The following is a 21345-nucleotide window of genomic DNA, read 5'->3' on the forward strand; positions in this document are numbered from 1 at the left end:
TTTCGTCTGGCTGGCCCCTCAAATTACGCAGGGCAATAATGATTGTCAGGCGCGAGTCTGATAGACTGCGCAGAATTTCAACCTGTTGATTTTGGTAATGTTAAAATTATTCACAAAGTATGCATCAATTGGCGTACTTAATACTGCCTTGCATTGGATCATTTTCTCTATCTGTGTCTATGGCTTCCACACAAGCCAGGCGCTGGCTAATGTGGCCGGTTTTGCTGTGGCTGTCAGTTTTAGTTTTTTTGCTAACGCACGATTTACATTCAAATCCACCACATCGACCACGCGTTATTTGCTGTATGTCGGCTTTATGGGCGCACTGAGCGGTATTGTGGGCTGGATAGCCGATGAGTGCGCAATGGCACCGATTATTACGCTTGTAGTCTTCTCTGCGATCAGCCTGATTTGCGGATTTTTTTATTCTCGGTTCATTGTATTCAGGAATGCGAAATGAAAATTTCATTAGTGGTTCCCGTCTTTAATGAAGAGGACACTATCCCTATCTTTTATAAGACGGTGAGAGAGTTTGATGAATTAAAACCGTTCGACGTCGAGATCGTCTTTATTAATGACGGTAGTCACGATGCCACCGAATCAATTATTAATGCTCTGGCTATAGCGGATCCGCTGGTCGTACCGCTCTCATTTACGCGAAATTTTGGTAAAGAGCCAGCGCTCTTTGCTGGCCTGGATCACGCCACTGGCGATGCGGTCATCCCTATCGATGTTGACTTACAGGACCCCATAGAGGTAATTCCACACCTTATCAAAAAATGGCAAGCCGGCGCTGATATGGTGCTGGCGAAGCGCACCGATCGTTCGACTGATGGCCGGCTGAAACGTAAGACCGCAGAATGGTTTTATAAATTACACAATAAGATCAGTACGCCCAGGATTGAAGAAAATGTGGGTGATTTCAGGCTGATGTCTCGCGATGTCGTGGAAAATATTAAGTTATTGCCTGAACGAAATCTTTTTATGAAAGGCGTACTTTCCTGGGTAGGTGGCAACACCGATGTTGTAGAATACGCACGTGCGGACCGCGTTGCTGGCGATTCGAAATTCAACGGCTGGAAACTCTGGAACCTGGCGCTTGAGGGCATCACCAGTTTTTCCACATTTCCCCTGCGGATCTGGACCTATATTGGCGTTAGCGTTTCCGCTCTCTCTCTCATTTATGCCGCGTGGATGATCCTGGACAAGTTGCTGTGGGGCAATCCTGTTCCGGGCTATCCCTCCCTCATGACCGCTATTCTCTTTCTGGGCGGTATTCAGCTTATTGGCATCGGCATTCTCGGTGAGTATATTGGCCGCGTTTACACGGAGGTTAAGCAGAGACCTCGTTACATCTTGAAGAGTAAAAACAGGACGATGGAATAATTACGACCATGCTAAAGTTACTACCCAAAGCGGCGATATTGCTGCTGGCATTTTTTGCCATATTTCTCATTGAGTGGCTTACCCCGATACACTCAGATGACTATCGCTACTATCTTTTAGGGATCTCACCTGAGTCTCATTTACATCATTATATGACCTGGAGCGGCAGGATCATTGCCGATTACGCCAGTTCACTGATTCTCTACACTCAATCACAAATTATCTATTCCGTTGCCGCAGGCTTCTCAACGGTTGCGTTCTGCTACTTCATTGTTAAAACGCCATCTGGTACGCTGAGCTGGACGAAAGTTGATTATATTTTGTTCCCGCTGATCTTTTTTACCTACTGGATTTCGAACCCAAATTTAGGACAAACCACCTTCTGGATTGTGGGTGCGGCAAACTATCTTTGGACTAACCTTTTCGTCGCGGCGTGGTTGTTTTATATCTACCGTATCACGACCCAAAATATCAAAACGATCAACCCATTAATTGCCTTGCTGAGTTTTATGGCGGGTTGTTCTAATGAAAGCGTCTCACCTTTTGTCTCCTTGCTTTCTGTGCTCACCATCGCGTACGAGCTGTGGCGTACAAAGTCAGTTTCAGTCAATAAGATTATCTACAGCATCAGTGCAATCCTGGGATCATGTGTTTTAATTCTCTCTCCAGGTAACTTTATCCGCGCCAGCGGGAAAGACTTTTGGTATGGGAAATCCATTTTTGAACGAATTTTCATTCACCTGACTGAACGCGTGCATAATCATCTGGCACTGATCTGGATTGGTTATGTCGTACTGTTTCTGCTGGTGCTGTTGGTTATCTTCAACAAGCAAATTCGCACAAAAATTGAAAAGAGCTATCTTGTTACCGCAGCGCTGGTGGTTTGCATAGGTCTGGGCACATCATTAATCATGTTTGCCTCCCCCTCCTACCCAGACCGGGTAATGAATGGGACCTTTATGTTCTTTCTACTAGCCATTGCTTTCCTTGCTCATGGCTTATTAACCAGTGGTGTGAGAGCGGGAGTCATCGGTACAGCAGCCGTTACCGTGCTATGTGGGATAACTTTCTTATGGTCTTATCCCATGATGTACAACGCGTACGAAAAAACTGCCCGCCAGGAAGTCGTCAGGCAAAAAGTGATTAGCCAGCAGCTTGCGGCAGGGAAGCAGGCGTTTACCATCCCTGATTACTATTTTGTAAAATTGCAAAACAGTGGTGGTCACTTTGGTTTCTTCCACGATCCTGCGGTCTATGGCGACTATTATGGCGTTCAGACAATTGTCAGGAAGAAAGTAAAGTTTGACTATTCAGTCGTTGCTGATGGGCAGCAGCATACACTCGCTAACGATATCGTGGCCTACAGTAATACAGAAGGTGATTTGGCCGTGATTAGCGCGACCCCGCTTGCTTCAGCGATAACGGTAACTGTCGATGGTACGAAGAAAATTATTCATCCTGAAAAGATGAGACAGGTAGAAATTAACCAACAATTCTGGTACTACGCCCCTATTGATAAAGGTGAGGTTACAGTAATCTCCCTCTAAGCCTGAGCGAAAAAAAGCCCCGCCTTTAAGCAAAGAGCGGGGCTTAACGCTATTTCAATTACATATTCGCGATAATCGCGTCACCAAACTCTGAACATTTCAGCAGCTTAGCGCCTTCCATCAGACGTTCGAAGTCATAGGTTACAGTCTTGTTAGCGATAGCGCCTTCCATGCCTTTAACAATCAGGTCAGCCGCTTCGAACCATTCCATATGACGCAGCATCATTTCTGCTGACAGAATGATGGAGCCCGGGTTGACTTTATCCTGGCCTGCGTATTTCGGTGCAGTACCGTGGGTCGCTTCGAACAGGGCACATTCGTCGCCGATGTTCGCGCCCGGAGCAATACCGATACCGCCAACCTGCGCCGCCAGGGCGTCAGAAATGTAGTCACCGTTCAGGTTCATACAGGCAATCACATCGTACTCTGCCGGACGCAGCAGGATCTGCTGCAGGAAGGCGTCAGCGATAACGTCTTTAACCACGATTTCTTTGCCGGTTTTCGGGTTCTTGATTTTCAGCCACGGGCCGCCGTCGATCAGTTCGCCGCCGAATTCTTCGCGTGCCAGCTGGTAGCCCCAGTCTTTGAACGCGCCTTCGGTGAACTTCATGATGTTGCCTTTGTGAACCAGAGTCACAGAGTCACGGTCGTTAGCAATTGCGTATTCGATAGCGGCGCGAACCAGGCGTTTAGTGCCTTCTTCGGAGCACGGCTTGATGCCGATACCACAATGTTCCGGGAAGCGAATTTTCTTCACGCCCATCTCTTCGCGCAGGAATTTAATCACTTTTTCTGCGTCAGCGGAGTCCGCTTTCCACTCGATACCCGCATAGATATCTTCTGAGTTTTCACGGAAGATGACCATATCGGTCAGTTCAGGATGTTTAACCGGGCTTGGGGTGCCCTGGTAGTAACGCACCGGGCGCAGACAAACGTAGAGGTCCAGTTCCTGACGCAGGGCAACGTTCAGAGAACGGATACCGCCGCCAACTGGCGTGGTCAACGGGCCTTTGATGGCAACGCGATATTCACGTACCAGATCCAGCGTTTCAGCTGGCAGCCAGACATCCTGGCCATAAACCTGAGTGGATTTCTCGCCGGTGTAGATTTCCATCCAGGAAATTTTACGCTCACCTTTGTAGGCTTTCTCAACTGCGGCATTCACAACTTTGATCATCGGTGGGGTTACATCAACACCGATGCCGTCGCCTTCAATGAATGGGATAATCGGATTGTGCGGCACATTCAGCTTGCCGTCTTTCAGGGTGATTTTTTGACCTTCTGCCGGAACAACTACTTTGCTTTCCATTCACCTCTCCTTCGAGCGCTTCTGGTGTGCTCGTCATCCTTTACGCCACAGGTTCTCGCTGTTTACTACATGCCGGTTAAACCCCGGGAATGCACTGTCTTACCGCCTTCCTGCAACACAAAGAGTTAGAGCATTTTTGTTAATGATTTGTAATGATCGTGTCAATACTACCTTATTGTTCGGCGCCATGAAAGACACTCGTTATTAGGCTATAATGCGCGAATACATAACATCTGAAAATACCATGCAGAAAACTTCTTTTAGAAATCACCCGGTTAAGCGATTCAGCACGAAACAAGCTGCCAAACAACGTAAAGATAACCAGCCAAAACGCGTAGTTTTGTTCAATAAACCCTACGATGTTTTGCCGCAATTTACCGACGAAGCGGGCCGCAGCACGTTGAAAGATTTTATTCCGGTGCAGGGCGTATACGCCGCCGGACGTCTCGATCGCGATAGCGAAGGCCTTTTAGTGCTTACCAACGACGGTGTGTTGCAGGCACGGTTGACGCAACCGGGCAAACGCACCGGTAAAATTTACTACGTGCAGGTTGAAGGCGAACCGAGCGAGGAGTCGCTGGCCGCCCTGCGCACGGGCGTAACGCTCAACGATGGCCCAACGCTGCCCGCCGGTATAGAAGTGGTCAATGAACCCGAATGGCTGTGGCCGCGAAATCCGCCGATACGTGAGCGTAAGTCGATTCCCACCACCTGGCTGAAAGTCACGCTATACGAAGGCCGTAACCGTCAGGTGCGCCGCATGACGGCCCATGTCGGCCACCCTACTTTGCGTCTGATTCGCTACGCGATGGGCGATTATCGTCTGGATGGGCTGGCGAATGGTGAGTGGCGCGACGCTTAATATAAGGAGAGACCGTGTTTAAACCTCATGTGACGGTCGCATGCATTGTGCATGCCGAAGACAAATTTTTGGTTGTGGAAGAGACCATCAACGGTAAAGCGTTGTGGAATCAACCCGCCGGACACCTCGAAGCCGATGAAACGTTAGTGCAGGCTGCCGAGCGCGAGCTGTGGGAAGAAACAGGCATTCGCGCGACGCCGCAGCACTTTATCCGTATGCACCAGTGGATAGCACCCGATAAAACGCCCTTCCTGCGTTTTCTGTTTTTGATCGAGCTGGACGAGATTTGTCCGACCGAACCGCACGACAGCGATATCGATCGCTGTCTGTGGGTCAGCGCTGAGGAAATTCTCAACGCAGCGAATCTGCGTTCAAAGCTGGTCGCGGAAAGCATTCACGCCTACCAGAGCGGCGAGCGTTATCCGCTCTCGCTAATCGGTGCATTTAACTGGCCGTTTACAGAGGGTGTCAAGTAAGGGGCTGCGTGCTAGAATATGCCGCCTTGAAGTTCAATGTCGTGAGTATTCCAATGTCAGAAAGCCAGAAAAAAGTGATCGTCGGCATGTCCGGCGGTGTTGATTCCTCCGTCTCAGCCTACCTGTTGCAACAACAAGGTTATAAGGTTGAGGGCCTGTTCATGAAGAACTGGGAGGAAGACGACGGCGAGGAATATTGTACTGCCGCCGCCGATCTTGCCGATGCGCAAGCGGTCTGCGATAAGCTCGGCATTGAGCTGCATACCGTTAACTTTGCCGCCGAATACTGGGACAACGTTTTTGAACTCTTCCTGGAAGAGTACAAAGCGGGCCGCACGCCAAACCCGGATATCCTGTGCAACAAAGAGATCAAATTCAAAGCCTTCCTCGAATTCGCCGCAGAAGATTTAGGTGCTGATTACATCGCCACCGGTCACTATGTGCGCCGTAAAGATGTCAACGGCAAAAGCCAGTTGCTGCGCGGGCTGGATGGCAATAAAGATCAGAGCTACTTCCTTTACACCCTCGGTCACGAACAGATTGCCCAAAGCCTCTTCCCGGTTGGCGAGCTGGAAAAACCGCAGGTGCGTAAAATCGCCGAAGAGCTGGAGCTCATCACCGCGAAGAAAAAAGATTCCACCGGTATCTGCTTCATTGGCGAGCGTAAATTCCGTGAGTTTTTAGGCCGCTACCTGCCCGCCCAGCCGGGCAAAATCGTCACCGTTGACGGTGAAGAGATTGGCGAGCACCAGGGGCTGATGTATCACACCCTGGGTCAGCGTAAAGGCCTCGGCATTGGCGGCACCAAAGAAGGGTCAGAAGATCCGTGGTACGTTGTCGATAAAGATGTCGAAAACAATATTCTGGTCGTTGCGCAGGGCCATGACCATCCGCGCCTGATGTCCGTTGGCTTAATTGCCCAGCAGTTGCATTGGGTCGATCGCGAGCCTGTTCAGGGTACGTTCCGCTGTACGGTCAAAACACGTTACCGCCAGACGGATATTCCCTGCACCGTCACCGCGCTGGATGAAGAGCGTATTGAAGTGCGTTTTGATGAGCCCGTTGCCGCAGTCACGCCGGGGCAGTCCGCCGTATTCTACAACGGTGAAGTCTGCCTGGGCGGCGGCGTGATCGAACAGCGCATACCGCTGCCGGCATAATAAACAGCAGTCGTCTCCCCAACGCCGGGGCACCAGACGCCCTGGCCGCGCTCAAGCGCGGGGTATCAACAAGGAGTTAGCGTGGCGAAGAATTATTACGACATCACCCTGGCGCTGGCGGGTATCTGCCAGTCCGCCAGCCTGGTGCAACAACTGGCCCATCAGGGCCACTGCGATAGCGACGCGCTGCATGTGTCGCTGAACAGCGTTATCGACCTGAACCCGGATTCAACGCTGGGCGTGTTCGGTGGCAGTGAAGCGAATCTTCGTCTCGGCCTGGAAACGCTGTTAGGCGTTCTGAATGCCAGCAGCCGTCAGGGGCTCAACGCCGAGCTCACCCGCTATACTCTGAGTTTAATGGTGCTCGAACGTAAACTGGCCTCCGCAAAAGGCGCGATGGATACGCTCGGCAACCGCATCGCTGGCTTGCAACGCCAGCTTGACCATTTTGATTTACAGTCTGAAACGCTGCTGAGCGCGATGGCCGGTATCTATGTCGATGTCATTAGCCCGCTTGGTCCGCGTATTCAGGTTACCGGCTCCCCTGCCGTGCTGCAAAGCCCGCAGGTGCAGGCAAAAGTCCGCGCCTCGTTGCTGGCGGGTATCCGCTCTGCCGTGCTCTGGCACCAGGTTGGCGGTGGACGCCTGCAGCTCATGTTTTCCCGTAATCGCCTGACCACTCAGGCAAAACAAATTCTTGCTCATTTAACCCCGGAGTTATGATCTATGGAATTATCCTCACTGACCGCCGTTTCCCCTGTCGACGGCCGCTACGGCGATAAAGTCAGCGCGCTGCGCGGCATTTTCAGCGAATTCGGTTTGCTGAAATTCCGTGTGCAAGTTGAAGTGCGCTGGCTGCAAAAGCTGGCTGCGCAGGCAGCGATCAAGGAAGTTCCTGCTTTTGCCGCAGACGCAAACGGTTTCCTCGATAAAATCGTTGCCGACTTCAATGAAGAAGATGCCGCGCGCATCAAAACCATTGAGCGCACCACTAACCATGATGTGAAAGCGGTTGAGTATTTCCTCAAAGAAAAAGTAGCGGATGTGCCGGAGCTGCATGCGGTTTCTGAGTTCATTCACTTCGCCTGTACTTCTGAAGATATTAACAACCTGTCTCATGCGCTGATGCTGAAAACCGCGCGTGATGAAGTGATCCTGCCTTACTGGCGTAAGCTTATCGACGGCATTAAAGATTTAGCGGTGCAGTACCGTGATATTCCGCTGCTGTCGCGTACGCACGGCCAGCCCGCGACTCCGTCCACCATCGGTAAAGAGATGGCCAACGTGGCTTACCGTATGGAGCGTCAGTATCGCCAGCTTAACCAGGTTGAAATTCTGGGTAAAATCAACGGCGCGGTCGGCAACTATAACGCCCACATCGTCGCGTATCCGGAAGTCGACTGGCATCAGTTCAGCGAAGAGTTTGTGACTTCTCTGGGTATTCAGTGGAACCCGTACACCACCCAGATCGAACCGCATGACTACATCGCCGAACTGTTTGATTGCATGGCGCGCTTTAACACTATCCTGATCGACTTTGACCGTGATGTGTGGGGCTACATCGCCCTGAACCACTTCAAGCAGAAAACCATCGCTGGTGAAATTGGTTCATCCACCATGCCGCACAAAGTTAACCCTATCGACTTCGAAAACTCCGAAGGCAACCTGGGCCTGTCGAACGCCGTGCTTCAGCACCTGGCGAGCAAACTGCCGGTGTCCCGCTGGCAGCGTGACCTGACGGACTCCACCGTCCTGCGTAACCTGGGCGTCGGTATTGGCTACGCGCTGATTGCTTATCAGTCGACCCTGAAAGGTGTGAGCAAACTGGAAGTGAACCGTGACCGTCTGCTGGATGAACTGGATCACAACTGGGAAGTACTGGCTGAGCCGATTCAAACGGTGATGCGTCGTTATGGCATTGAAAAACCGTACGAAAAACTGAAAGAGCTGACGCGCGGCAAACGCGTTGATGCGGAAGGGATGAAACAGTTTATCGACGGCCTGGCCCTGCCGGAAGAGGAAAAAGTGCGTCTGAAAGCGATGACGCCGGCGAACTATATTGGCCGCGCGATTCAGATGGTCGATGACCTGAAATAATCGCTGATTCCCTCCCCTGAATGGGGAGGGAAATTCTCCTGTTTATTCCCTTACCAGCCCCATCAATACTCCGCATACATCTTCTATACTCCTAGTATTACGCGCTGTCAGCGACAACTCCGCTCATCAGGAAACCCAACATGCTCAGGGCTATCATTCCGCCGATTGCCGCAGTGCTGACTTTTATTGCCGGGATTTTCATTCTGAATGTGCAACTTTGGTATTCCGCCAAAATTGACAACATTGCGGGTGCCACTCACGCAGTCAAAAATATAAACCAGATCCTTGATGAGGCTAAGGCCGCCAGTAAAACAGGTAGGGCTATTGCTGCATCGGGCTGCACCGTTGAGGGGCAGTATCAGTTAGGAATCACGGCGGTACTCAGCCCACACCTCAGAACGATTCTCATCCTGAAAGAGGGTAAGGCATGGTGTACCTCTCTGCCTGGTAACCGTCTTCTGCTGACTAACCTGGCCTCGCTCCCTGATACGCCGTTAACGCTGGTTCGCGCTAAAGATAATGTCCATCAGCATCCCGCGCTCGTATACCGCACAGATTCATCGGATGGGATAATTTTGGTTACCATCAGCGATTCCCATATTCATGATGCGCTGAACAGCACCGGAAAAAATGAGCAGCTCCGCATGATTGTCGGACAGATGTCGCTCGGTCAGGATGGAGATGTGCGCGAGGTGGGGAGTCACATTAATCGCGAAGACATCATTGAGGCCAAAATATATCCATTTTCTGTCCAGTACGCGTCTCCCGCCTTCTTCAGTCTGAAACGTATTTTTCGTCAGGGCGCGGGTGTCCTCATTTTCATTCTGCTGATTTCCTGTCTTGCTGGCTGGTCTCTCGATAAATATTTAAATAAAACGATAACCCCGGCGGATGCCCTACGACGCGCGATCAAAAACGGTGAAATAATCCCCTATTACCAACCGGTGATGGATGGGCGAGATAACTCGATACGCGGTATCGAAGTCCTTGCTCGCTGGAAACATCCTGACGCGGGGTTTATTTCCCCCGCGGCTTTTATCCCGCTGGCGGAGAAATCCGGATTAATCATTCCGCTGACGCAGTCGCTTATGTGGCAGGTGGTGACGCATATGAATGCCATCAGCAGCAAATTGCCGGAGGGCTTTCACGTCGGTATTAACTTCAGCGCCGCACACATCAACGCGGCCTCTTTCGTTGAGGATTGCCTGAAATACCAGGCGGGTTTTGTGAATAAAAAATTGACGCTGGTGCTGGAAGTGACCGAGCGCGAACCGTTGCACGTGGATGAACAGCTCATCAGTAACCTCAACACGCTGCACGCCAACGGTTTTGCGATTGCGCTGGACGATTTCGGCACCGGTTATTCCGGCCTCTCTTATCTGCACGATCTGAACATCGATTACATTAAAATCGATCAGAGTTTTGTCGGTCGCGTCAACGAAGATGAGGATTCAACTAAATTGCTCGATTGCGTACTTGACCTGGCGCGGAAACTCTCCTTAACGATTGTTGCCGAAGGCGTCGAAACGCAAACGCAGCTGGATTACCTGAATCGTAACAATATCAGCCTGCTGCAAGGTTACTATTTCTACAAACCCGTTAAGTTTGTCGATCTGGTAAAAATACTGTTGTCGAAGCCGAAAGAGAAAATTGAGCGCTATATTGAATCATAAAAAAAACGAATCAGGACAACGTCTTTTACTGGCCGGTGTTTAGTTTTAGTATAACCAGTCAGGGTTAAACTATTAACTTCAATAATGATATGGAGAAAAAACATGCGCGTACTCGTGGTAGAGGATAACGCCCTGTTACGTCACCATCTGAAGGTTCAGCTTCAGGAGCTGGGTCATCAGGTTGATGCGGCGGAAGACGCAAAGGAAGCGGATTACTATCTGGGCGAGCATCTGCCGGATATTGCCATTGTCGACCTTGGGTTGCCGGATGAAGACGGCCTTTCTCTGATTCGCCGCTGGCGCAGTCACGATATTTCGTTACCGGTTCTGGTACTGACGGCCCGCGAAGGCTGGCAGGACAAAGTTGAAGTACTGAGCGCCGGGGCCGATGACTACGTCACTAAACCGTTCCATATTGAAGAGGTGGCAGCGCGTATGCAGGCGCTGATGCGTCGTAACAGCGGCCATGCCTCACAGGTGATCTCCCTGCCGCCGTTCCAGGTGGATCTCTCGCGTCGCGAACTGTCGATCAACGACGAAGTGATCAAGCTGACGGCGTTTGAATACACTATTATTGAAACGCTGATTCGCAATAACGGCAAAGTGGTGAGCAAAGATTCCCTGATGCTCCAGCTTTATCCCGACGCCGAGCTGCGCGAAAGTCACACCATTGACGTGCTGATGGGGCGTCTGCGCAAGAAAATTCAGGCGCAATATCCGCATGATGTGATCAACACCGTCCGTGGCCAGGGCTATCTGTTCGAACTGCGCGGATGAACAAGCTATTGCGGCATATGCTGCCCCTCTCGCTGCGGGTTCGCTTCTTGCTGGCGACCGCAGCCGTGGTGATGGTACTTTCTCTCGCTTACGGTATGGTGGCCCTAGTGGGTTACAGCGTCAGCTTCGACAAAACCACCTTCCGCCTGCTGCGCGGTGAAAGCAATCTGTTCTATACCTTTTCCAAATGGGAAGACGGCAAATTAACCGTCGACATGCCCGATAACCTCATTCGTCAAAGCCCGACGATGGCCATCATCTATGACACCAAAGGCAATCTGCTTTGGCAGCAGAAAGATGTTCCCTGGCTAAAAAACCGTATTCAGAAGGAGTGGCTGCGCGGTAACGGCTTCCATGAGATAGAAGCGGATATCAATTCCTCCAGCACCTTACTGACCGATAACCAGGAAGCGCAGGAACAGCTGAGTGAAATCCGCAAAGAGGATGATGACTCCGAGATGACGCACTCGGTTGCGGTCAACAGCTACCCGGCGACAAAGCTAATGCCCGCGCTGGTGATCGTGGTGATCGACACCATTCCTATCGAGCTCAAACGCTCTTATATGGTGTGGAGCTGGTTTATTTACGTGCTGGCGGCCAACCTGCTGCTGGTCGTTCCGCTGCTGTGGGTGGCGGCACACTGGAGCCTGCGGCCGCTGGCAGCGTTGACGCGCGAGGTGCGCGAGCTTGAAGAGCATAACCGCGAAGCGTTAAACCCGGAAACCACCCGCGAGCTGACCGGGCTGGTGCGTAACCTGAATCGCCTGCTGAAAAGCGAACGCGAGCGTTATGATAAATACCGCACTACCCTCACCGACCTGACGCACAGCCTGAAAACACCGCTGGCGGTGCTGCAAAGTTCGCTACGCTCGCTGCGCAGTGAAAAAATCAGCGTCAGCGAAGCCGAACCCATCATGCTGGAGCAAATCAGCCGTATCTCCCAACAGATTGGCTATTACCTCAATCGCGCCAGCATGCGTACCGACAGCACGCTGATCAGCCGTGAGCTACACCCGGTCGCGCCGACGCTCGACAGCTTGATTTCCGCGCTGAATAAGGTGTATCAGCGTAAGGGCGTGAGCATCAGCCTCGATATTTCGCCGGAGATTAGCTTTGTCGGTGAGAAAAACGACTTTATGGAAGTGATGGGCAACGTGCTGGATAACGCCTGTAAGTATTGCCTTGAGTTTGTGGAAGTGTCCGCACATCAGGCCGACAACCAGCTGCACGTGATTGTTGAAGATGATGGTCCGGGAATTCCGCAGGGTAAACGGGATCTGGTGTTCGATCGCGGACAACGCGCCGACACACTCCGGCCAGGCCAGGGTGTCGGGTTGTCCGTCGCGCGCGATATTGTCGAGCAGTATGACGGGCAAATCATCACCGCCGACAGCCTGTTGGGCGGGGCAAAAATGGACGTGGTTTTTGGTCGCCAGAACCTGGAGCACCACGTCGGCTAAATCCGGTTTGCGCAGCAGGCAGGTTGCCGGATTACGTGTATAATCCGAGAAAACACCTGCTGCGGACATATCAATATGGATTATCACTTAACGCTCAACTGGCCCGACTTTATCGAACGCTACTGGCAGAAACGCCCGGTGGTGCTTAAACGTGGGTTTGCCAACTTTGTTGACCCTATTTCGCCGGATGAGCTGGCTGGCCTTGCGATGGAAAACGAAGTCGACAGCCGCCTGGTGAGTCATCTCGACGGGAAATGGCAGGTTAGCCACGGGCCGTTTGAAAGCTACGATCACCTCGATGAAACCAACTGGTCATTGCTGGTTCAGGCGGTTGATCACTGGCACGAGCCCTCTGCGGCGCTGATGCGTCCCTTCCGCGCCCTGCCCGACTGGCGCATTGACGACTTAATGATCTCCTTCTCCGTACCCGGCGGCGGCGTTGGCCCGCATCTTGACCAGTACGATGTCTTCATCATTCAGGGTACCGGCCGCCGTCGCTGGCGTGTAGGCGAAAAAGTGCCGATGAAACAGCACTGCCCACATCCGGACCTGCTACAGGTTGATCCGTTCGAAGGCATCATTGATGAAGAACTTGAGCCGGGTGATATTCTGTACATCCCGCCAGGTTTCCCGCACGAAGGATATTCCCTGGAAAACTCGCTCAATTACTCGGTGGGTTTCCGCGCGCCAAGCGGTCGTGAACTGTTTAGCGGTTTTGCCGATTACATCCTGCAACGCGAACTGGGTAGCCAGCGCTATACCGACCCGGACGTGCCTGCGCGTGAGCATCCGGCGGAGATTCTGCCGCAGGAAGTCGACCGCCTGCGCGAAATGATGCAGGGGTTAATGAATCAGCCAGAGCAGTTCCAGCAATGGCTTGGCGAGTTTATCAGCCAGTCACGCCACGAGCTGGACGTCGCGCCGCCAGAGCCGCCGTATCAACCAGATGAAATTTACGACGCGCTCCAGCAGGGCGATAAACTGGCGCGTTTAGGTGGGTTACGCGTGCTGAAAATCGGCGACGATGTTTTCGTTAACGGCGAAAAAATCGACTCACCTCATCGCCCGGCACTGAATGCGCTGGCAGGAAATATGGTGCTGGAAAGCGAACACTTTGGCGATGCGCTGGAAGATCCGTCATTCCTCGCGATGCTGGCCGCACTGGTGAACAGCGGGTACTGGTTTTTTGAAGGGTGAGCTAGTTAACCCTCAATGAAAATATAGGTCGGATAAGCGCAGTGCCATCCGACCTGAGGTGAAGTGCCGGATGGCGCTGCGCTTATCCGGCCTACACTCCTTAACGGAATTATCCCCGCTTCGCCGTCAGCTCCGCGATACGCACAATCACCTGCACCGCTTTTTCCATCCCTTCCAGCGTCACAAACTCGTGTTTACCGTGATAGTTGTAGCCGCCGGTGAACAGGTTCGGACATGGCAGCCCCATAAAGGAGAGCTGTGCGCCGTCGGTACCGCCGCGAATCGGTTTGAGATCCGGCTCGATATTGCAATCACGCATCGCCTGCTGAGCGATATCAATGATGTGCGGATGCTCCATCACCTTCTCGCGCATATTGTAATAGCTGTCTTCAATGATCAGCTCAATGTAGCAATCCGGATGCAGCCCTTTACCGACCTTCTTGGCGATCTCCATCATTTTGCGTTTACGCGCTTCAAACTGCTTGCGGTCAAAATCGCGAATGATGTAGTGCATTTCCGCGCGATCAACGGAACCTTTCATCGTGTTGAGATGATAGAAACCTTCGTAACCGTCTGTTTTTTCCGGGCTCTCATCCGCGGGCACTTCCGCATGAATGCGCGCGGCCAGCGACAGCGCATTGACCATCACCCCTTTCGCGGTGCCCGGATGCACATTGTTGCCGACGATCTTGATAATCACCGATGCGGCGTTGAAGTTTTCATACTCCAGCTCACCCACGCCGCCGCCATCGACGGTGTACGCCCAGCGGGCATCAAAGGCTTCGACATCAAAGTGTTTTGCGCCCTTGCCCACTTCTTCGTCTGGCGTAAACGCCACGCGGATATCCCCGTGGGGAATATTTTTCTCTTTCAGTACCGCCAGCGCGGTCATGATTTCCGCGATACCGGCTTTATCATCCGCGCCGAGCAGCGTTTTGCCGTCGGTAGTGATTAGCGTCTGCCCCAGCAGCTGATGCAGCACCGGGAACATCACCGGCGAAAGCACTTCATCGCCGATACCCAGCGCAATGTCGCCGCCGCGATAGTTTTCCACGATTTGCGGATTGACGTTTTTACCGCTGAAATCGGGTGCGGTATCGACGTGTGAAATAAAACCTACTGCTGGAATATCGCCATCGATATTCGCAGGCAACGTGCCCATCACGGTGCCTTTTTCGCTCAGAGTGACATTCACCAGCCCCATTGCTTCAAGCTGTTCTTTGAGCAGATGCAACAGTTTCCACTGCCCCTCTGTACTCGGCACCTGACGCACGCCGGGCTTAGATTGCGTGTCCAGAGAAACATACTGTAAAAAACGCTCAAGTAATTTATCCATGCAGTCACCCTCACTTTTTGTGACAACATTATCAATAAGCGGGAAAACACAAATATTGCGTCAGGTCACTTTTACCCCGGCAAAGCCCATTTTTTTTCGCTAAATCATTTACAGGCTTAAAGATAGCTCATCTGTATGCATAGAGGATTGGCGATTTCACACGATTGCCGTAGAATGCCAGGCCTTAATATGTGTCAGGCCTCTATACGTCTAAAGGTGGTTAACCACAAACCCCGCATCGGTAAGCCATCCGGTGCGTCTGAATGGGACAGAGTAAAAAATTGAATACACAATCGCGTTCGCTTTCACCGCTGGTGCAATTGGCGGGAATTCGCAAAGGCTTCGATGGTAAAACGGTCATCTCCGATCTGAACCTGACCATCAATAACGGCGAGTTCCTCACGCTGCTTGGGCCCTCTGGCTGCGGTAAAACAACCGTCCTTCGTCTTATTGCGGGTCTTGAAAATGTAGACTCTGGGACGATTCATCTGGAAAATCAGGATATTACTAACGTTCCGGCCGAAGATCGCCACGTTAACACCGTTTTCCAAAGCTATGCGCTGTTTCCGCACATGTCCGTCTTCGAAAACGTGGCATTTGGTCTGCGCATGCAGAAAACCCCTGCCGATCAAATTACCCCTCGCGTAACCGACGCGCTGCGTATGGTGCAGCTGGAAGAGTTCGCTGAGCGCAAGCCGCATCAACTCTCCGGCGGCCAGCAGCAGCGCGTGGCGATTGCCCGGGCGGTGGTCAACAAACCGAGCCTGCTGTTACTGGACGAATCGCTCTCTGCGCTCGACTACAAGCTGCGTAAGCAGATGCAGAACGAACTCAAAGCGTTGCAGCGGAAGCTGGGTATCACCTTTGTCTTTGTCACCCACGACCAGGAAGAAGCGCTCACCATGTCGGACCGCATCGTGGTCATGCGCGACGGGCGTATTGAGCAGGACGGCACGCCGCGTGAAATTTACGAAGAGCCGAAAAACCTGTTTGTCGCCAGTTTTATTGGCGAGATCAATATTTTCGACGCGACCGTCATTGAACGCCTTGATGAACGCCGGGTACGCGCCAACGTTGAAGGCCGCGAGTGCAATATTGACGTCAATTTCCCGGTCACGCCCGGTCAGAAGCTGAATGTTCTGCTGCGCCCGGAAGATCTGCGCGTGGATGAAATCAACCACAACGATCACATTGAAGGCCTGATTGGCTACGTGCGAGAGCGCAACTATAAGGGCATGACGCTGGAGTCGGTTGTCGAACTGGAAAATGGCAAGATGGTGCTGGTCAGCGAATTCTTTAATGAAGATGACCCGGACTTTGACCATTCGCTCGATCAAAAAATGGCTATCAACTGGGTAGAGAGCTGGGAGGTCGTACTGGCTGATGAAGAACACAAGTAAGTTCCAGAATGTGGTGATTGCCACAATCGTCGGTTGGCTTGTGTTATTTGTCTTTCTGCCCAACCTGATGATCATCGGTACCAGCTTTTTGACCCGCGACGACGCCAGTTTCGTCAAAATGGTCTTTACGCTGGATAACTACGCGCGCCTGCTCGACCCGCTGTACTTCGAGGTGCTGCTGCACTCGCTGAACATGGCACTTATCGCCACGCTGGCCTGCCTGATTCTGGGCTATCCTTTCGCCTGGTTCCTGGCAAAGCTGCCGCAGAAGGTGCGCCCGCTGCTGCTGTTTCTGCTGATTGTGCCTTTCTGGACTAACTCGTTGATTCGTATCTACGGGTTAAAGATATTCCTCAGCACCAAAGGCTATCTGAACGAGTTTTTGCTGTGGCTGGGCATTATCGACACGCCGATCCGCATCATGTTCACGCCGAGCGCAGTCATCATCGGCCTGGTCTATATCCTGCTGCCGTTTATGGTGATGCCGCTCTACTCCAGCATCGAAAAACTCGATAAACCCTTGCTGGAAGCGGCGAAGGATCTGGGGGCCAATAAGCTGCAAACGTTCATCCGCATTATCATCCCGCTGACAATGCCGGGCATTATCGCCGGTTGTCTGCTGGTCATGCTGCCCGCGATGGGGCTGTTCTACGTCTCTGACCTGATGGGTGGCGCGAAAAACCTGCTCATTGGTAACGTCATTAAGAGCCAGTTCCTCAACATTCGCGACTGGCCGTTCGGTGCCGCCACCAGCATTACCTTGACGGTAGTGATGGGTCTGATGCTGCTGGTTTACTGGCGCGCCTCGCGTCTGCTGAATAAAAAGGTGGAGCTGGAATGATCGGTAAACTGCTGCGCGGCGGTTTTATGACCGCCATTTACGCTTATCTCTACATCCCGATTATTATTTTGATCGTGAACTCCTTTAACAGCTCACGCTTCGGGATCAACTGGCAGGGTTTTACTACCAACTGGTACAGCCTGCTGATGAACAACGACAGCCTGTTGCAGGCCGCCCAGCACTCGCTGACGATGGCGATTTTCTCGGCGACCTTCGCCACGCTGATTGGTTCGCTGACGGCGGTGGCGCTCTACCGCTACCGTTTTCGCGGCAAACCGTTTGTCAGCGGCATGTTGTTCGTGGTGATGATGTCGCCGGACATCGTGATGGCTATCTCCCTGCTAGTGCTGTTTATGCTGCTGGGGATCCAGCTCGGCTTCTGGTCGCTGCTGTTCTCGCATATCACCTTCTGTCTGCCGTTTGTGGTGGTCACCGTCTACTCGCGCCTGAAAGGGTTTGATGTGCGGATGCTGGAAGCGGCAAAAGATCTCGGTGCCAGTGAACTCACCATTTTGCGTAAAATCATTCTGCCGCTGGCGATGCCTGCGGTAGCCGCCGGTTGGCTGTTGAGCTTCACGCTTTCGATGGATGATGTGGTCGTGTCCTCATTTGTTACCGGTCCGGGCTATGAGATTTTACCGTTGAAGATCTACTCGATGGTGAAAGTGGGCGTATCACCAGAGGTGAATGCGCTGGCGACGATTTTGCTGGTGCTGTCACTGGTGCTGGTGATTGCCAGCCAGCTTATTGCACGCGATAAAACGAAAGGTCTGGCGCGCCAGGCATAACGGGAATTGGCCTGAATCCAGGCCAATCAACACAGCAGCCTTTCGGGGCTCAATCAGGGGACGTTAAATGAAAAAATGGTCACGCCACCTGCTCGCAGCGGGTGCTTTAGCACTGGGAATGAGCGCCGCTCACGCTGATGACTCAAAAACGCTCTATTTCTACAACTGGACGGAGTATGTTCCGCCGGGGCTGTTGGAACAGTTCACCAAAGAGACGGGTATCAAGGTTATCTATTCGACCTATGAATCGAATGAAACCATGTACGCCAAGCTCAAAACTTACAAAGACGGCGCCTATGACCTGGTGGTGCCTTCCACCTATTACGTCGATAAAATGCGCAAAGAGGGCATGATCCAGAAGATCGATAAAACGAAGTTAACCAACTTCGGCAACCTCGACCCGGAAATGCTCAATAAACCGTTCGACCCAAATAATGATTACTCTATTCCGTATATCTGGGGTGCGACGGCAATCGGCGTGAACAGCGACAGTATCGACCCAAAAAGTATCACCAGCTGGGCCGATCTGTGGAAGCCGGAGTATAAAAACAGCCTGCTGTTAACCGACGATGCGCGTGAAGTGTTCCAGATGGCGTTGCGTAAACTGGGTTATTCCGGCAATACCACTGACCCGAAAGAGATTGAAGCCGCCTATAACGAGCTGAAAAAACTGATGCCGAACGTGGCCGCGTTCAACTCTGATAACCCGGCCAACCCGTATATGGAAGGCGAAGTGAACCTGGGTATGGTGTGGAACGGCTCGGCATGGGTCGCGCGTCAGAACGGTACCCCACTGGAGGTCGTGTGGCCGAAAGAAGGCGGCATCTTCTGGATGGATAGCCTCTCTATTCCGGCAAATGCTAAAAACAAAGAAGGTGCGCTTAAGCTCATCAACTTCCTGCTGCGCCCGGAAGTGGCAAAACAGGTGGCGGAAACCATCGGTTACCCCACGCCAAACCTCGCGGCACGTAAGCTGCTGAGCCCGGATGTCGCTAACGATAAATCACTCTACCCTGACGCCGACATCGTGAACAAAGGCGAATGGCAGAACGACGTTGGCGCGGCCAGCGCGATTTATGAAGAGTATTATCAGAAGTTGAAGGCGGGACGGTAATCCGTTTCAGCGTCGGGGTAAAAGTCAGCCCCGACGCTATCATCCGTTTTCATCCGCAATTATTTATGCTTCGACCTAAAGAAAGCAGCGCAACGGTTATAACTCATATTGCGTAACCACACTTGCTCAACCAGCTCACCATACTGATTGTTCACCCATGAATATCCCTCAGTAAATCCTTTTTCATCCTGAGCCAGACAGGCTGTGGTCATATATTCTGTTGCGATTTGCGGTGTAGGATAGGTTTTATAACGATCGTGCCACCCCGTTTTCATCGTCTCCCACGAAATGATTTGCCCCGCATCCAGCAATCCCATCATTTCCGGTTCAAATGATAATGCGTTATACCATACATATGAATAATACGATTTTCCTGATTGCGCAGATGTTCTACTGGCAGCAAGTTGTGCAATTTTTTCAACGAGCTCGGGAGAGCCGCCCCATTTCGGTAGGCTGCCTTCCATGGCATCGAGATAGATATTTTGGTAGGTAGGGTATTTTTGGCTACCCTCTTCCAGGGTTCTCATTAATAATTCATGGTCGTTAAGATTTCGTGCCACCGATATCATTAACTGATACCACATAGGATCTTTATCTGCGATATTTTTATGTTTTAATAAATAACTTTTTTCTTGTTCAATCAATGCCTTGAATTTTGGCCATACATCTTCATCAACCGTTTCAGCAGCCCCTTCTCCGCGCAGGTAGAAAGCCTTAGAACTATAGCTACTCGCCTTGAGCATCATCGCGACCGTAGAGTCTGGGTTAGCTTTTAGCCAGTCATCTGCTGTAGATTCACCGCCATCAGGTTTACTGACATTATTATCAGTAACCGCGAGATAGGCTAAGATAAGTTTGTGTGTTCCATTACTGGTTGAAGGAAAACCATTAACATAACTGGAAAACAGCGTATCAAGCTTTGACCATTTCTCTTTAAAAACCATATCAATAATTGGCTGCTGGATTTCCAATCGTTCTTGTTCTTCATCCGCAGCGCGTGCAGAATTCATTGATACAACAAATAAAGCCAACGGCAATATTTTAAAAAAATTTTTTTGCATCAGTCTATGCCTTGAAAAAAAATGATATACCGCTGCATTATAAACAATTAAAGCATTAAATCATCCGGCGACAGAAAAATTTTAGCGGGATAGTTGCCTCGGCCAAAAATACTGCACATTAAACTCATAACTATTATTATAAAGAATAGAATAATCGAGAATTGTTTGGTGGATATCTACCGCCTGCGTCTCCATCCGTATCACCGGGTCTTTAGTGCTAATATGTAATATCCGCGCCACTTCCTGATTCGCCAGCTCGGTCGAGAAGGTTTCAAACGATCCTGATATTGTTATGCCACACACACGTTCAAAAAAATCAAACTTTGATTTATTCATATCGCTGATTGTTAGCTGGGGAAATCGCGTGACCGAAAGCCAGGTGTGTTCAAGTTGCATGGGAATATTGTCTATCAGGCGTATTCGTTTCACCTGATAAACCCATTCGCCTAGCTGAATTTTTAATTTTGCGGCGATCTCCTCCGTGGCGGGTAACGCTTCAAACTTCAATACCCGGCTGGTGGAGGGCTTACCGTGTAGGCGCGCGATTTCGCTAAAGCCCATAGAGGTATTGACCTGCGGCATAAATTTCTTATAGCACACAAAGCTTCCCGCCCCTTTTCGCGTCTCAATCATGCCTTCAGCAACCAGTTCCGCCAGCGCTTTTCGAATGGTATTACGCGATACGTTCCAGCGCTGCGCCAGTTCATATTCAGGCGGTAACGGGTCACCGACAGAAATATTATTGCTGGTGATTAATTCCCGAATCGCAATGACGATATTTTTATAAATCATCTTTTGTTTAATCCATAAAGGAACAACTATCAGACATCTTAATTTAAATCATTTCAATAAGTTGCTATT

At 51.3% G+C, this 21345-nt stretch carries 20 protein-coding genes; 16 read left to right on the plus strand and 4 right to left on the minus strand.

All coding sequences use genetic code 11. The annotated features are described in order from the left end of the window. The first annotated feature begins 97 nt into the window (after positions 1 to 97). Genes G163CM_RS07980 through G163CM_RS07990 form a run of 3 tightly spaced genes read left to right on the plus strand, consistent with a single transcriptional unit; the run spans position 98 to position 2933 of the window. Positions 98 to 460 carry a GtrA family protein gene (locus G163CM_RS07980; RefSeq protein WP_231827641.1) on the plus strand — a complete coding sequence of 121 codons (363 nt, stop codon included), beginning with the start codon at positions 98 to 100 and terminating at the stop codon, positions 458 to 460. Next, positions 457 to 1386 (plus strand): glycosyltransferase family 2 protein, encoded by a 930-nt coding sequence (locus G163CM_RS07985; RefSeq protein ID WP_231827642.1) that lies wholly within the window; start codon positions 457 to 459, stop codon positions 1384 to 1386. Before G163CM_RS07980 ends, G163CM_RS07985 begins: the two co-directional genes overlap by 4 nt. Continuing rightward, a complete protein-coding gene (locus G163CM_RS07990) occupies positions 1386 to 2933 on the plus strand; it encodes a DUF6056 family protein (RefSeq protein ID WP_231828346.1) in 1548 nt (515 codons plus the stop codon). Before G163CM_RS07985 ends, G163CM_RS07990 begins: the two co-directional genes overlap by 1 nt. A gap of 58 nt (positions 2934 to 2991) precedes the next feature. On the opposite strand, the gene icd is transcribed toward G163CM_RS07990, so the two are convergent. Continuing rightward, complete coding sequence (gene icd, locus G163CM_RS07995; protein WP_015964823.1) at positions 2992 to 4242, minus strand: NADP-dependent isocitrate dehydrogenase; 1251 nt, start codon at positions 4240 to 4242, stop codon at positions 2992 to 2994. A 214-nt stretch (positions 4243 to 4456) separates the two neighbouring features. Here icd and rluE point away from each other — a divergent pair, with 214 nt between their 5' ends. The 9 genes from rluE (at position 4457) to G163CM_RS08040 (ending at position 13944) form a co-directional block, all read left to right on the plus strand. After that, positions 4457 to 5104 carry a 23S rRNA pseudouridine(2457) synthase RluE gene (gene rluE / locus G163CM_RS08000; RefSeq protein ID WP_015964824.1) on the plus strand — a complete coding sequence of 216 codons (648 nt, stop codon included), beginning with the start codon at positions 4457 to 4459 and terminating at the stop codon, positions 5102 to 5104. A gap of 14 nt (positions 5105 to 5118) precedes the next feature. Then, positions 5119 to 5580, plus strand: a complete 462-nt coding sequence (locus tag G163CM_RS08005; RefSeq protein WP_231827643.1) for an NUDIX hydrolase — start codon at positions 5119 to 5121, stop codon at positions 5578 to 5580. A 53-nt stretch (positions 5581 to 5633) separates the two neighbouring features. Then, positions 5634 to 6740, plus strand: coding sequence for a tRNA 2-thiouridine(34) synthase MnmA (gene mnmA / locus G163CM_RS08010; protein WP_231827644.1), 1107 nt, complete (start codon positions 5634 to 5636; stop codon positions 6738 to 6740). A gap of 81 nt (positions 6741 to 6821) precedes the next feature. Continuing rightward, the gene (gene hflD, locus G163CM_RS08015) at positions 6822 to 7463 is read left to right on the plus strand and encodes a high frequency lysogenization protein HflD (protein ID WP_231827645.1); all 642 of its coding nucleotides are present in this window, start codon (positions 6822 to 6824) and stop codon (positions 7461 to 7463) included. 3 nt (positions 7464 to 7466) lie between these two features. Continuing rightward, complete coding sequence (gene purB / locus G163CM_RS08020) at positions 7467 to 8837, plus strand: adenylosuccinate lyase (protein ID WP_231827646.1); 1371 nt, start codon at positions 7467 to 7469, stop codon at positions 8835 to 8837. 140 nt (positions 8838 to 8977) lie between these two features. Then, entirely contained in the window at positions 8978 to 10510 is a 1533-nt protein-coding gene (locus tag G163CM_RS08025) for an EAL domain-containing protein (RefSeq protein ID WP_231827647.1), read from the plus strand. Positions 10511 to 10612: 102 nt separating this feature from the next. Beyond that, positions 10613 to 11287, plus strand: a complete 675-nt coding sequence (gene phoP / locus G163CM_RS08030) for a two-component system response regulator PhoP (RefSeq protein ID WP_015964830.1) — start codon at positions 10613 to 10615, stop codon at positions 11285 to 11287. Further along, a complete protein-coding gene (gene phoQ / locus G163CM_RS08035; protein ID WP_231827648.1) occupies positions 11284 to 12747 on the plus strand; it encodes a two-component system sensor histidine kinase PhoQ in 1464 nt (487 codons plus the stop codon). The genes phoP and phoQ overlap by 4 nt, the downstream gene beginning before the upstream one ends. Before the next feature lie 75 nt (positions 12748 to 12822). Next, positions 12823 to 13944, plus strand: coding sequence for a ribosomal protein uL16 3-hydroxylase (locus G163CM_RS08040; protein WP_231827649.1), 1122 nt, complete (start codon positions 12823 to 12825; stop codon positions 13942 to 13944). 109 nt (positions 13945 to 14053) lie between these two features. Here the strand turns inward: G163CM_RS08040 and pepT are convergent, their stop codons facing one another. Then, entirely contained in the window at positions 14054 to 15280 is a 1227-nt protein-coding gene (pepT, locus tag G163CM_RS08045) for a peptidase T (protein ID WP_231827650.1), read from the minus strand. A gap of 263 nt (positions 15281 to 15543) precedes the next feature. On the opposite strand from pepT, the gene potA reads away from it, so the two are divergent. The 4 genes from potA (at position 15544) to potD (ending at position 19423) form a co-directional block, all read left to right on the plus strand. Further along, positions 15544 to 16680 (plus strand): spermidine/putrescine ABC transporter ATP-binding protein PotA, encoded by a 1137-nt coding sequence (potA, locus tag G163CM_RS08050; protein ID WP_015964834.1) that lies wholly within the window; start codon positions 15544 to 15546, stop codon positions 16678 to 16680. Further along, positions 16664 to 17521: a spermidine/putrescine ABC transporter permease PotB gene (gene potB / locus G163CM_RS08055; protein ID WP_015964835.1), complete on the plus strand. Its 858-nt coding sequence runs from the start codon at positions 16664 to 16666 to the stop codon at positions 17519 to 17521. Before potA ends, potB begins: the two co-directional genes overlap by 17 nt. Then, on the plus strand, positions 17518 to 18309 hold the full coding sequence (potC, locus tag G163CM_RS08060) for a spermidine/putrescine ABC transporter permease PotC (RefSeq protein ID WP_231827651.1): 792 nt from the start codon (positions 17518 to 17520) through the stop codon (positions 18307 to 18309). The genes potB and potC overlap by 4 nt, the downstream gene beginning before the upstream one ends. 67 nt (positions 18310 to 18376) lie before the next feature. Beyond that, a complete protein-coding gene (potD, locus tag G163CM_RS08065; protein WP_015964837.1) occupies positions 18377 to 19423 on the plus strand; it encodes a spermidine/putrescine ABC transporter substrate-binding protein PotD in 1047 nt (348 codons plus the stop codon). A gap of 59 nt (positions 19424 to 19482) precedes the next feature. Here the strand turns inward: potD and G163CM_RS08070 are convergent, their stop codons facing one another. Together G163CM_RS08070 and G163CM_RS08075 are read right to left on the minus strand one after the other, a co-directional pair. Then, positions 19483 to 20484 carry a DUF4034 domain-containing protein gene (locus G163CM_RS08070; protein ID WP_231827652.1) on the minus strand — a complete coding sequence of 334 codons (1002 nt, stop codon included), beginning with the start codon at positions 20482 to 20484 and terminating at the stop codon, positions 19483 to 19485. Positions 20485 to 20565: 81 nt separating this feature from the next. Continuing rightward, positions 20566 to 21276, minus strand: a complete 711-nt coding sequence (locus G163CM_RS08075) for a GntR family transcriptional regulator (protein WP_231827653.1) — start codon at positions 21274 to 21276, stop codon at positions 20566 to 20568. Positions 21277 to 21345 lie beyond the last annotated feature (69 nt).

It is taken from the genome of Pseudocitrobacter corydidari (assembly GCF_021172065.1).
Taxonomy (GTDB): domain Bacteria; phylum Pseudomonadota; class Gammaproteobacteria; order Enterobacterales; family Enterobacteriaceae; genus Pseudocitrobacter; species Pseudocitrobacter corydidari.